Below are 13,442 nucleotides of genomic sequence, written 5' to 3'. Positions count from 1 at the left end.
ATACAAATTCTAAAGTAAATTTAAAGATTTATTTGAAAATTATAAAACCAAGCCATGCGGCAAATAAGCAAAGAAAGACATTTAAGATAATATTTAACGCAAAATGAAGATAATTTCCACTTTGCAAAAGAAGTAAATTTTGATAAGAAAAAGTAGAAAAAGTTGTAAAAGCTCCTAAAAAACCTGTACTTATAAAGCTTTTAAGTAAAGGAGATAAACCTTTATTTTGTACATAAGAAAACAAAAGTCCTATGATAAAAGAACCCAAAACATTAACAAAAAGAGTTCCAAGGTTGATAGAATAAGGAAAAAATTTATTCACTAAATTTATAGAAAGCATTCTTAATATTGCTCCTATAAATCCCCCAAAACCAACAACTAAAAGGGTATTTAGCAAAGCTTAGCTCTTTCTTGCTCGAGCAATTCTTGCATTTTTTTTCTAGTGTTTTCAAGCCATTTGTCATCATTTGTATCGACTAAATCCATACAAATGATTTTAAGTACTCCACTGCTTGCACTAAAACTTTTTGTGTCTAAAATTTTTGCAGAATCCACAATTAAAATAGGCTGAACTTTAAGATTTAATTTTTCACTTAAAATTTTTGCTCCACTTTGAAATTTAAGCATTTTTTCATTCTTAGATCTAGTTCCTTCTGGAAAAATAGCCAAAACCCTATCTTCGCTAATTCTTTCTTTTGCTTCTTTTAAAACTCGTACCAAATCACGCGGATTTTTTCTATCTATACAAAGAAGTTTTGGTTTTTTCATAGCGACTTTGAAAATAGGAATTTCTCCTAATTCTTTTTTGGCAATCCAGCATAAATTTTTAGGATATAATTCTTCTAAAGCAATGATATCTAAAGCACTTTGATGATTCATTAAAATCATCTGAGCTTGTGGATTAAAAGTACCAATGATTTCTTGTTTATAAGAGATGGTATATCTTTGAAATTTAGCCCAAATTTTGCGGATTTTCCAAAGTGTGTTTTGAGATTTTGTAAAGTAAAAACAAAAAACCACCAAAGCAACGCTTAAAACAAAAAAAATCCAAAAATAAAGAGCTTTAATTTTTTTGTAAATCATCTTTATTAACCCAACCTATTTTTCCATCAGAAAACAGTACTTTAATATAATTTTGTCTTTTGCCTAAAACTTCTACTTTTTCATCTGCATTTGCCGTATAAAAATAAGTTGAAGGCTCTGTAGGTAAAATTTTAGCCCTAGAACCAGCCTTGATAATCGCATTTTGAGTATTGGTATCTACAAGAAAACTAAGCGCAAAACAAACAACTGCCAAAGCCAGAATAATGTAATTTTTTCTCCATACAAATAAAGCTCCAAATAAAACCGCTAAAAACCATAAGGTATATTGTTTATAAATATTTAAGTCTTTATTTACAGGATTTAAATCACTCTGAGTGCTGATCTCATCGTCACTAATTTTTAGTTTTAAATTTATATTTTCAAGCTTTTTACTGTCCTTATTGAAATACGAAAATTCAAAATTTGTTTTACTTAATGGCAAAATAGCATAATAAAAAGCACTAGAAGCATTAAAATCCCCTTTTAAATTTTCAATGCCTTGCTTTTGAATTCCTTCTATAAAAAAGCTTTTAAGATTTGTATTGGTTGCGTTTAGTTCTACCATCATAATGATATTAGCATCATCAAAATAACTCGCTTTAACTTTTTTAATTTCCAAAGAACTTGCCACAAGGTGTGAAAAATCTTTATTGGATAAAGTATTTTCAAATTTGATAGGATTAAGATTGATATCGGCCTCTTGAAAAGCTTCATTATTTCTAAGAAGTTTGATAGAAATTTTACTCAAACTAGCATTTGAATTTTTGGCTTCAAACCATAAAGTTGTTTTATATTCGTTATTGATAAATTCCCATTTTGCATCTGGATTTAAAAAAGATAAGTTAGTTTTTTCTACGCTTATGTTAAAATCAAATTTTGTATTTTCCGTAGTGCGAGCATAGATCGTAATAGGAAAAACTTCTCCAACATATACCCTACTTGGATATTCATCATTTGTAAGAACCAAACTCCCTTTAGCTACAAAAGGATCATCTACATTGCTTTCAAAGTCATTGTTTTCATCACTTGGCGGAATATTTTGATAAATTTTTTGTTCTTCTTGGGGTAATTTTTGTAATTCTTTTTGCATATTTTCATCTTGGCCACTAAATACAGAAATTTCACCCCTGCCAAACAATACAACAACACTAAAAATTAAAGTTAATAAAATTTTCAAAATAAAAAGCCTTTAAGCATTTTCAAACCTAGATCATTACCCAGAACTTTTTCACAAGCACGCTCAGGATGTGGCATGAGTCCAAAGATTTTTTTGTTTTCATCACAAATTCCTGCGATATCAAATACAGAACCATTTGGATTTGGCTCGTATTTTAGAGTAATAAGATCTTTATCTTGCAATTCTTTTAAAGTAGCCTCATCAGCGTAATAATTTCCCTCTCCATGAGCAATTGGTAAATTAATAATTTCATCTTTTTTGAAATTTTTCAAAAAGGCATTATCATTAGAAACTACTCTTAAATTTTGGTTTTTTGAGATAAAACTAAGATTGTTGTTATGCTTCATTGCACCTTTTAAAAGACCACTTTCAAGTAAAATTTGAAAACCATTGCAAATGCCTAAGATATATCCTCCCTTTTTTGCATGATTAAAAACACCTTGCATAGCAGGAGCAAGTTTTGCAATAGCTGCACATCTTAGATAATCTCCATAAGAAAATCCGCCTGGCAAAACAACTAAATCTGCATCAAATTCTTTTTCTTCATGCCAAACAATCTGCGTTTTTACTCCAAGTTTTTCAAAGGCATAAGCTGTATCAAATTCACAATTTGTCCCTGGAAATCTAATAATAGCAACTTTCATTTTACTCTTTCTCAATTACAAGCTCATAATCTTCAATGACGCTATTTACCAACAACTCTTCACACATTTTTTTTACTTGTTCTTTGGCTAATTTTTCATCTTTCTCATCAAGAGAAATTTTGATTTGTTTTGCTATTTTTACTTCTTTAACACTATTAAAATTTAAAGAATGCAAAGCTTTTTCCACCGCTTTGCCTTGTGGATCTAAAACCCCATTTTTTAAAGAAATATTTACAATAACTTCCATATTTTTCCTTAATTTAATATTCTTTTTAAAACTTCTTCATAAGCCATTTTTACATTACCTAGATCTTGACGAAATCTATCTTTATCTAATTTTTCATTACTAAATTTATCCCAAAATCTACAACTATCAGGGCTTATTTCATCAGCTAAAACAAGTTCATTATCTTTAGTTAAACCTAGTTCGATTTTAAAGTCAATCAGCCTTAAATTTTTATTATCAAAAAATGGAGTTAAAATAGAGTTAATCTTTCTAGCCATATTTTTAATTTCACTAATTTGAGCTTCATTTTGCACTAAATTTAAAATCAAACAATGCTCATCATTGATAAAAGGATCGCCTAAGGCATCATCTTTAAGACAAAATTCCACCAAAGCAAAAGGTAGCACAGTACCATCTTTAATACCCAGTCTTTTTGTAAGAGAACCTGTTGCAACATTGCGTACTATAACTTCAATAGGAACAATTTTACATTTTTTAACCACTTGTTCTGTATCGCTTATAGTTTCTACCAAATGGGTTTTAATCCCATTTTTTTCGAGCAAATGAAAAATTTCAGTACTGATTTTACAGTTTAATGCACCTTTTCCACTTTCATTGCCTCTTTTTTCTGCATTAAAAGCAGTTAAATCATCTTTAAACTCACTAATTAGTAAATTTTCATCATCAGTTTTGAAAAGTTTTTTACCTTTTCCTTCGTAGAGCATTTCTTTTTTTGTCATTTTATTGTCCTTGTTTGATATTTAAAATTTTAATAGTATCAATAGCTGATTTTAACTGTGCGTCATCATTGATTTGTTTTTGACTGATTAGATTTTTATTGTCTTTATTTTCTTGTTTATCTTCTTTTTTATTTTTATCTATTTTTTCAAGCTCACTTTCTAAATGTTGTTTTAAGTCGCTTTCTTTTATAGAAAAACCATCTTCTTGAGTATTTACTTTACCTGGAAAAACTTCAATATCAGGTTTTACACCCACTGCTTGAATAGTACGCCCGCTTGGAAGATAATATCTTGCAATAGTAAGCCTTAAAGCTTCAGTTTTATTAATAGGTATGATTTGCTGAACACTACCTTTTCCAAAAGTATTTTCACCCACAATAACACCGCGTTTAAGATCTTGTAAAGCTCCACTTACAATTTCACTTGCACTAGCACTTCCACCATTTACAAGCACAACCAAAGAAGCATTAGAAATTTTGTTTTTAGGATCGGCTTTATATTCCTGATTTTCACTTGCGATGCGTCCTTTTTGAGAAACAATAACACCTTTATCTACAAATAAATTTACAAGTCCTATGGCTTGATTTAAAAGTCCACCAGGATTATTTCTAAGATCTAAAATAACTCCTTTAACATTAGGATATTTTTTAAGTTCTTTACTTGCCACATCTACAACATTTTTATCAAAATTTGTAACCCTAAGATAAAGAATGTTTTCATTTTCTATCATTTTTGCATAAACACTTTCTATCTTAATAATTTCTCTTGTAAGTGCAACATCAAAAGGTTTTGTTGCACCTTTTCTAAAAATGGTTAAAGTGATTTGAGTTTTTGGCTTACCACGCATTTTATCTACCGCATCATTGAGATTAATTCCTAAAGTGGCCTCATCATTAATTTTTAAAATAATATCTCCTGATTTTATCCCTGCTTTATCTGCTGGTGTTCCTTCTATAGGAGAAACAACTGTTAAAGCACCATCTTTCATACCTACGGTTATACCAAGGCCACCAAATTCACCATTGGTTTGAATTTTCATATCATTAAAATCTTTTTCATTTAAAAAAGAAGAATGCGCATCAAGATTGCTTAAAAGCCCTGATAAAGATTTATCCACCAAATCGCTGATATTTTGATCATCCACATAATATTGCTCTACTATGGCAAGAGTTTTTGTAAGCTTATCTAAAGCTTCTAGGCGTTTTTGAACCTGCTCTTCTTTTTGATCAACTTTAGCTTGTAAATGACTCGTTAAAAATAGACATAAAATAAAAGTAGTGGCAAAGCCTGCAAGACCTGCAAAAAATCGTTTTGTTTTCAAAATAAGCTCCATTATTGAGTTTTAGTTTAAAGAGTAAATTTTAATAAAAATTACTTAAAACTTCGTAAATAAATTTAAATTCTTAAAAATATGTTAAAATAGACTAAAAATTCCAAAAAGAAAGTTAATACAATGTGCCAAGAAAAACATACTCATACACATTCTCAAAAACATCTTAAAGCAGTTTGCAATCGTCTAAGTAGAACCATAGGGCATTTAAGTGCTATTAAAAGAATGGTTGAAAATGACAAAGACTGTAGTGAAATTTTAATCCAGCTTGCTGCCGTAAAAGCCGAAGTTAACAATACCGCAAAAGTAGTTTTAAAAGAACATTTAGCTCATTGTATGGTACATGCTATAGAAGAAAATGATATTCAAAGCATAGAAGAATTAAACAAGGCTATAGATATGTTTATGAAATAATCTAAAATTAGTCATTTGTCCTATTATTTAAAAAATTTTACTAAATTAACTTGACATTATATGACTAAAGTTATATAATGTCAAGTATATAAACTAAATAAAGGATAAAACATGGCAAATATACAAGATTTTTTAACTGATAATATGCTTTCAAACCTTGAAAGTGCAGCATCTTTAGCTATACATTCTAAAAATACCGAAGTCGTATCTTTGCACCTTTTATGGGCTTTAAGCGTAGATAGTACAAGTATTTTAAATCAAATTTTAAATAAATTAAATATTTCTAAAGAAGCCTTAGAGCTTGAAATTAAAAGCAGAATTTCAAAACTTGCAACGAGTTCAAATGTAAGCCGTGAAAATATACGCTTTTCCAATGAACTTATAAATTCATTAGAAAATGCTAAAGGATTGATGAGTGCTAATGGAGATAGTTATTTAAGTGTGGATACTTGGCTTATAAGTGAAAGTCAAAAAAGTCCTATTAAAGAAATTTTAGCGCAATTTTTAGATTTAAGAGAATTTCAAAAAGAGCTTGAAAGTCTAAGAGCAGGACGCAAAATAGATAGCAAAACAAGCGATGAAACCTTAGATAGCTTAAATAAATTTGGTATAGATTTAACCTTAAAAGCAAGTGAGGGTAAACTCGATCCTGTTATAGGTAGAGAAGAAGAAATCGAACGCTTGATGCAAATTTTAATACGTAAAACCAAAAATAACCCTATACTTTTAGGTGAACCAGGTGTAGGAAAAACAGCTATAGTAGAAGCTTTAGCGCAAAGAATTATCAAAAAAGATGTTCCAAAATCTTTACAAAATAAAAAAGTCATCGCTCTTGATATGAGTGCTTTAATTGCAGGTGCAAAATACAGAGGAGAATTTGAAGATAGATTAAAAACTGTGGTTAATGAAGTGATAAAAAGTGAAAATATCATTCTTTTTATCGATGAAATTCACACTATAGTAGGTGCTGGAGCGAGTGAAGGTAGTATGGATGCGGCAAATATTTTAAAACCCGCTCTTGCAAGAGGTGAACTCCATACCATAGGCGCAACTACTTTAAAAGAATATCGTAAATATTTTGAAAAAGATGCAGCCTTGCAGCGCCGTTTTCAGCCTGTAAATGTAGGTGAGCCAAGTGTTAATGAGGCTTTGGCTATGTTAAGGGGTATAAAAGAAAAGCTTGAAATTCATCATAATGTAACTATAAATGATAGCGCTTTAGTAGCCGCAGCTAAACTTTCAAAGCGTTATATAGCGGATCGTTTTTTACCTGATAAGGCTATTGATTTAATCGATGAAGCTGCAGCTGAACTGAAAATGCAAATTGAAAGCGAACCAAGTTCTTTAAGAAAAGTACGCAAAGATATAGAAACTTTAGAAGTTGAAAATGAAGCTTTAAAAATGGAAAATGACGAGAAAAATCAAAAAAGACTTAATGAAATCGCAAAAGAACTAGCTAATTTAAAAGAAAAACAAAATGCCCTAAATTCACAGTTTGAAAATGAAAAAAGTGTTTTTGATGATATAAGCACTAAGAAAAAAGAAATTGATCTACTTAAAAATGAAGCTTCTTTAGCTAAAGCTAGAGGTGAATTTCAAAAAGCAGCCGAGCTAGAGTATGGAAAAATTCCAAGTCTTGAAAAAGAAGTAGAAATTTTAGAAGATAAATGGAAAAAAATGAGCGAAAATGGAGTTTTACTTAAAAATCAAGTAGATGAGGATTTGGTTGCTGGAATTTTAAGCAAATGGACAGGTATTAGCGTGCAAAAAATGCTAACCTCTGAAAAACAAAAATTCTTAGAAGTGGAAAAACATTTAAAAGAAAGTGTCATAGGACAAGATAAGGCCTTAAGTGCTTTAGCTAGAGCCATTAAACGCAACAAAGCAGGACTTAATGCGGACAATAAACCTATAGGAAGCTTTTTATTTTTAGGGCCAACAGGGGTAGGAAAAACACAATCAGCTAAAGCTTTGGCGAAATTTTTATTTGATGATGAAAAAGCAATGATTCGCTTTGATATGAGTGAATTTATGGAAAAACATAGTGTTTCAAGACTCTTAGGTGCGCCTCCAGGATACATAGGGCATGAAGAAGGTGGAGAGCTTACTGAAGCTGTACGAAGAAAACCTTATAGCGTGCTTTTGTTTGATGAAGTTGAAAAAGCACATAAAGATGTATTTAATGTGCTTTTAGGGATTTTAGATGATGGTAGAGCAACCGATAGCAAAGGTGTAACAGTGGATTTTAAAAATACCATTATCATTTTAACTTCTAATATCGCCTCAAGTGCTATTATGAATTTAAGTGGAAAAGAACAAGAAGATGCGGTAAAAAATGAGTTAAAAAATTTCTTTAAACCTGAGTTTTTAAACCGCTTAGATGATATTATCACCTTTAATCCACTTGGAAAAGATGAAGCTTATGAAATAGTCAAGCTTTTATTTAAAGATTTACAAATGAGCTTAGAAAACAAAGGGATAAAAGCAAGTTTAAGCGAAAATGCAGCCCTTTTAATCGCTAAAGATGGTTTTGATCCTGATTTTGGTGCTAGACCTTTAAGAAGAGCTATTTATGATCTTATAGAAGATAAATTAAGCGATATGATACTTGCTGATGAACTTCATGAAAATGATAGCATTATCATTGATGCAAAAGATGATGAAATAATCATCAAAAAAGCTTAATCATTTTGAAAGTAGAAAGGAACTACTTTCAAAATATAATCTCACTTTCATTAAATTTCATATTTACTTTTGGTAATGGTGATTTGGTGGTATAATAAGCACTTTCTCCTTTATAATTTCCACGATAAACTCCATTAGGAATGCTAAATTTTCTAGTTGTATCAGGGAATTTTTCTATATATTGAGTTAAAAATTCTCTAAACACAGGAGCAGCCGTTCTAGCGCCACCTTCTGTATAACGCATAGGCTTGTTGTTATCATTTCCATACCAAATGATTGCTTCTATTTCAGGCGTAAGTCCACAAAACCAAGCATCAACACTTTTATTCGTTGTTCCTGTTTTTCCTGCTATTTCTATATCTTTTACTCTTGCATTACGCCCTGTGCCTTTTTCAACAACATTTCTCATCATATCTAAAACCAGAAAACTTTGCGCTTCATCGCTGACTTTACGCTCATTTGAGTTAAATTCCATGATGGTTTTACCGGTTTTATCCTGAACTTGTCTGATAATTTGAGGATCTTTAATCGTTCCATAGTTCCCAAACATGGTATAAAATTTCGAATACTCCAAAGGAGAAATACCAAAACTTCCCAATACGATTGATAAATTAGGCGGTATATCTTTAAATCCAAATTCCATTAGTTTAGAGTAAAGAACATCAAGCCCCATATCAAGTGCGAGATTAATGGTAGCTAAATTTCTTGATCTTGTTAAAGCTTCTTTTAAGGTAATTAAACCTAAAAATTTACCCCCTTCATTTTTAGGTTTCCAATCCTCATTATTACCCGCTCCACCTTCAAAAATTCTAGAAATATCAGCAATTTCACTCATAGGCGAATATCCTAAATTAATCGCCACTTGATACACAAAAGGTTTAAAAGAGCTTCCAGGTTGACGCATACTTTGAGTAGCACGGTTATAATTACTTTTTTCATAATCAACCCCACCTACCAAAGCTAAAACATCGCCACTTTGATGATTTACCACGACCATAGCTCCGTTTAAAGTGCTTAAATTTGCATCTTTATCGCGTTTTACTATCTCATCATAACCAAATTTCAAAGCATTCTGCGCCATATTTTGAACATCTAAGTCTATATTTAAAATGATTTTATATCCACCTGTTTTTAAGTCTTTGATATTAGGGCTTAATTGTTTAATCACTTCATCTACGACATAAGGAGCAGCATTTTGAGTAAGCGTGTCATCATAAACTTGCGGAATTTCTTTAATAGCTGTATCATAATCTGCTTTTGAAATCCAACCTAGATTATACATTCTTGAAATAACATTATTTGCTCTTGAGATGGAAAGATCTAAATGCTTTGTAGGATCATAACTGCTAGGTGCTTTTGGCATACCTACTAACATAGCAATCTCTTTAAGGCTTAATTCATTTAAATTTTTATGAAAATACCCCAAAGATGCGGTTTTTACTCCATAATACCCATGTCCAAAAAAGATAAAATTTAAATACCTTTCTAAAATTTGCTCTTTAGTTAAAATGGTTTCCATTTTATAAGCAAGCAAAGCTTCGCGAATTTTACGCGTAATAGTTCTTTCTGGGGTTAATTCTGTGTTTTTAATAAATTGCTGGGTAAGAGTGGAAGCTCCTTCCATGGTTTTTCCAGCGCTTTTTATGATTTTTACAGCAGCTCTAAAAATGGCATCAATATTAACTCCATTATGTTCAAAAAAGCTTGTATCTTCTATAGCAACCAAAGCTTCTATAAGGCGTGGAGGAAGCTCTTCATAAGGAGCGTAAAAACGATGCTGTTCAAAAATATTAGCCACAAGCTTGCCATTTCTATCGTAAATTTGTGTTGTAAGAGGAGGTTTGTATTCTTTAAAAGTATAACCCTCAGTATCAGCACTTGTGAAAAGATAAGCCACATAAATAAATCCAGCTATAAACAAAAGAGTAAAAAATGAAAAAATATATTTTAATATTTTCATAAATAAGCCTTTAAAGTTTGGATATCAAGCCCTAAAGCAGTGCTTAGATTTCCTACTTGTTGGGTGATGAAATTTTGATGAAAACCCTCACACATAATACAACCCGCCTTGCCTTTATAAAGATCATTTTCTACATAATCTCTTAAAGCATTTTCATCAAAATTTTTAAAATAAAGCGTAGTTTTTGAAAGAGAAAAAACTCTTTTTTCAGGTTTTACAAGCAAAAAAGCCGATAAAATACTTGCATACTTTCCATTTTGCAAGGCAAGCATTTCATAAGCTTCTTTTTTATCCTTTGCTTTGGTAAGAATTTTTTCATCTATACAAACTATACTATCTGCAAAAAGCAAATTTTGGTTTTGAAAATCTTTGCCTAAAGCACTTAAAAATTGTCTTTCTTTTTCAAGAACTATTTTTTGAACATATAAAAAAGGTGAAATATTTTTATTTAAATTTTCATCATAATCAAAACTAACTTGCCTAAAATCAATCTTTGCGGTTTTAAGCAAGTTAGCTCTTGAAATGGAACTTGAAGCAAGAATTAACATTAAAGTGCTTTTTCTATCGTTTCTAAGCTTTGTTTTAAAGCTTCATTGATTTTGCTTAAATCTTTTCCACCTGCAGTAGCAAAATCATCTCTTCCGCCACCATTTCCACCTAAAATTTGCGCCGCTTCCTTAACCAAAGCTCCTGCTTTTAAAGGTGCATCTTTAACACCAGCTGCTAAAGTGATTTTTTCATCTTTTACTTGAATAAGTAAAATCACCGCTTTAGCAAATTTATTTTTAAAATCATCAATCATAGCTTTAATATCGCCATTATCTACGCGTTTTACGCAAATTTCAACACCTTGGATATTTTTAGAATCAAGCTCGGTTTTACTTGAATTTTTAAGCTCATTTTTTAAACTTAAAATTTCATTTTTAAGCTTTTTAACCCCGCTTAAAATATCATTATTTTTAAGTTCATCTTTTGCTTTAGAAAGTTCTTCAAATTGATTTTTTACAAATTCTAAAGCCGCTTTAGAAACCACAGCTTCAATGCGTCTAACTCCAGCACTCACACCGCTTTCTTTAACTATGTAAAAACTTCCTATTTGAGCAGTATTTTTAACATGGGTTCCTCCGCAAAGTTCCTTGCTTTCACCTAGAGTTAAAACACGCACATTGCCTTGGTATTTTTCATTAAACAATGCTATAGCACCGCTTTTTTTAGCTTCTTCTAAAGGCATATTTTCTAAGATAGCTTCGCTTGAGTTTATAATCATTTCATTGACTCTTTTTTCAATGCTTTCTAGCTCTTCTTTGCTTAAAGCTTTATGATGAGTAAAATCAAATCTTAGTTTATTGCTTTCAACCAAAGATCCTGCTTGACTTACATGAGAACCTAAAATTTCTCTTAAAGCATGGTGTAAAAGATGAGTGGCTGAGTGGTGGCGTGCGATTTGCTCTCTTTTTTCTGTATCGATTCTTGCATGAACTATATCGCCAACTTTTAGTTCTTCCCCTGCTTTTACAAAGCTAAGATTGAGATTAAAAAACTTTTGCGTATCTAAAACTTCACGCTTGGCTATAAATCCACTATCAGCACTTTGCCCCCCACTTGTCGCATAAAAAGGCGTGTTTTCAAGCATCACCCAACCCGCATCTTTAAGGGTAGAAACTTCTTTAAAATCTTCATCTAAAAGGGCTAAAATTTTACTTTCGCATTCTGCTTTTTCATAACCTACGAAATGATTTTCTCCAAATTTTTCAAGCAAGTTTTTAAAATCTCCGCTTGCAGTTTTATCTCCACTTCCTTTCCAAGAAGCCTTAGCGCGTGCTTTTTGCTCATTCATTAAAAGTTCAAATTTTTCTTCATCAACTTTAAGATTTTTTTCTCTTAGCATATCAGCCGTTAAATCAAGCGGAAAACCATAAGTATCATAAAGTTTAAAGGCTACTTCTCCGCTAAAAATTTCTTTAGTGTTTTTAAGCTCTTCATTAAAAATTTCAATCCCATTTTCTATAGTGCTTAAAAATCTTTCTTCTTCAAGGCGAATTTGTTCTTTTATAAAGTCTTTTTTCTCATTAAGATAGGTATAATGTCCGCCCATTAAATCGCATACAACATCAACTAGTTTATACATAAAAGCTTGTTTAAAACCTAACAAATATCCATGTCTTAAAGCACGACGCAAAATACGACGCAAAACATAACCTCTACCTTCTTTATCAAAACTTACCCCTTGCGCAAGTAAAAATACACTTGATCTTATATGATCAGCTATGACTCTAAAACTTGCTCCGCTTTCATAAACATAAGTTTTATTACAAAGTTTTGAAATTTCATTGATGATTGGCATAAAAAGCGAGCTATCAAAATTGCTGAATTTACCTTCTTTAATCGCTGTTACTCTTTCAAGTCCCATTCCCGTATCAATGCTTGGCTTTGGTAGTGGGCTAAGCACTCCATCAGCACTTCTTTCATATTGCATAAAAACAAGATTCCAGATTTCTAAAAATCTATCTCCATCTCCGCCCATATAATCTTCGCTTGAGTTAAAATGCTCTTCTCCTTGGTCATAAAAAATCTCACTACAAGGACCACAAGGACCAGTATCGCCCATTTGCCAGAAATTATCTTTATCGCCAAATTTGTAAATTCTTTCTTTTTGAATGTGTTTTTGCCATAGATTAAAAGCTTCATCATCGTTTTCATGCACGGTTACATAAAGCCTATCTTTAGGTAGTTTTAAAACTTCAGTTACAAATTCCCAAGCATAAGCTATGGCTTGTTCTTTAAAATAATCTCCAAAGCTAAAATTTCCAAGCATTTCAAAAAAAGTATGATGGCGTGCGGTATATCCTACATTATCTAAGTCATTGTGCTTTCCGCCAGCTCTTATACAAGTTTGACAGCTTGTTTTGCGTGGAGGGTTTGGGCGTGGAATTTCTCCTGTAAATATACTTTTAAAAGGCACCATACCCGCATTAGTAAAAAGTAAAGTTGCATCATCAGGAACTAAAGGGCTTGATGGGGTTATCTCATGTCCTTTTGATGCAAAAAAATCCAAATAAGCTTTTCTAATATCCATGAATTTTCCTAAAGAAATTTTTATAAAAACATATCATACCAAAATTACTTTAAATTAAGTAAAACTAAAATACAATAAACATTTTTATTTAATTTTATTTCTCTAAG

Annotated in this window: 11 protein-coding genes and 1 pseudogene; 2 read left to right on the top strand and 10 right to left on the bottom strand. The window is 31.1% G+C overall.

The genetic code is table 11. The features are described from left to right. Positions 1–28: 28 nt before the first annotated feature. From crcB to AJ887_RS07185, 7 genes and pseudogenes are all read right to left on the bottom strand, one after another. Positions 29–397 carry a fluoride efflux transporter CrcB gene (gene crcB / locus AJ887_RS07215; RefSeq protein ID WP_070209767.1) on the bottom strand — a complete coding sequence of 123 codons (369 nt, stop codon included), beginning with the start codon at positions 395–397 and terminating at the stop codon, positions 29–31. Beyond that, positions 391–1,083: a lysophospholipid acyltransferase family protein gene (locus tag AJ887_RS07210; protein WP_070233413.1), complete on the bottom strand. Its 693-nt coding sequence runs from the start codon at positions 1,081–1,083 to the stop codon at positions 391–393. The genes crcB and AJ887_RS07210 overlap by 7 nt, the downstream gene beginning before the upstream one ends. Next, positions 1,064–2,260 (bottom strand): SH3 domain-containing protein, encoded by a 1,197-nt coding sequence (locus AJ887_RS07205; RefSeq protein WP_002893747.1) that lies wholly within the window; start codon positions 2,258–2,260, stop codon positions 1,064–1,066. Before AJ887_RS07205 ends, AJ887_RS07210 begins: the two co-directional genes overlap by 20 nt. Further along, positions 2,232–2,904, bottom strand: a pseudogene (gene purQ, locus AJ887_RS07200) (phosphoribosylformylglycinamidine synthase I). The gene AJ887_RS07205 and the pseudogene purQ overlap by 29 nt, the downstream one beginning before the upstream one ends. Position 2,905: 1 nt before the next feature. Next, the gene (gene purS, locus AJ887_RS07195) at positions 2,906–3,151 is read right to left on the bottom strand and encodes a phosphoribosylformylglycinamidine synthase subunit PurS (protein WP_002857003.1); all 246 of its coding nucleotides are present in this window, start codon (positions 3,149–3,151) and stop codon (positions 2,906–2,908) included. A gap of 8 nt (positions 3,152–3,159) precedes the next feature. Continuing rightward, entirely contained in the window at positions 3,160–3,870 is a 711-nt protein-coding gene (gene purC / locus AJ887_RS07190) for a phosphoribosylaminoimidazolesuccinocarboxamide synthase (protein ID WP_002854922.1), read from the bottom strand. A gap of 1 nt (position 3,871) precedes the next feature. After that, the gene (locus AJ887_RS07185; RefSeq protein ID WP_079860897.1) at positions 3,872–5,206 is read right to left on the bottom strand and encodes a S41 family peptidase; all 1,335 of its coding nucleotides are present in this window, start codon (positions 5,204–5,206) and stop codon (positions 3,872–3,874) included. Between the two features lie 117 nt (positions 5,207–5,323). Here AJ887_RS07185 and AJ887_RS07180 point away from each other — a divergent pair, with 117 nt between their 5' ends. Further along, entirely contained in the window at positions 5,324–5,614 is a 291-nt protein-coding gene (locus AJ887_RS07180; RefSeq protein ID WP_002859054.1) for a metal-sensing transcriptional repressor, read from the top strand. Between the two features lie 111 nt (positions 5,615–5,725). Beyond that, complete coding sequence (locus AJ887_RS07175) at positions 5,726–8,299, top strand: ATP-dependent Clp protease ATP-binding subunit (RefSeq protein ID WP_070240569.1); 2,574 nt, start codon at positions 5,726–5,728, stop codon at positions 8,297–8,299. 28 nt (positions 8,300–8,327) lie between these two features. Here the strand turns inward: AJ887_RS07175 and AJ887_RS07170 are convergent, their stop codons facing one another. The 3 genes from AJ887_RS07170 to alaS are packed head-to-tail and all read right to left on the bottom strand — an operon-like array spanning position 8,328 to position 13,335. After that, positions 8,328–10,259, bottom strand: a complete 1,932-nt coding sequence (locus AJ887_RS07170) for a penicillin-binding protein 1A (protein WP_070240570.1) — start codon at positions 10,257–10,259, stop codon at positions 8,328–8,330. Then, complete coding sequence (gene maf, locus AJ887_RS07165; RefSeq protein ID WP_002938074.1) at positions 10,256–10,807, bottom strand: septum formation inhibitor Maf; 552 nt, start codon at positions 10,805–10,807, stop codon at positions 10,256–10,258. The genes AJ887_RS07170 and maf overlap by 4 nt, the downstream gene beginning before the upstream one ends. Further along, positions 10,807–13,335, bottom strand: a complete 2,529-nt coding sequence (alaS, locus tag AJ887_RS07160) for an alanine--tRNA ligase (RefSeq protein WP_070240571.1) — start codon at positions 13,333–13,335, stop codon at positions 10,807–10,809. The genes maf and alaS overlap by 1 nt, the downstream gene beginning before the upstream one ends. Positions 13,336–13,442: the final 107 nt, after the last annotated feature.

This window comes from Campylobacter sp. BCW_6466 (assembly GCF_001762835.1).
Taxonomy (GTDB): domain Bacteria; phylum Campylobacterota; class Campylobacteria; order Campylobacterales; family Campylobacteraceae; genus Campylobacter_D; species Campylobacter_D jejuni.
Note: the sequence above shows the minus strand (reverse complement) of the source record. Positions and strands in the feature narration are given on the sequence as shown.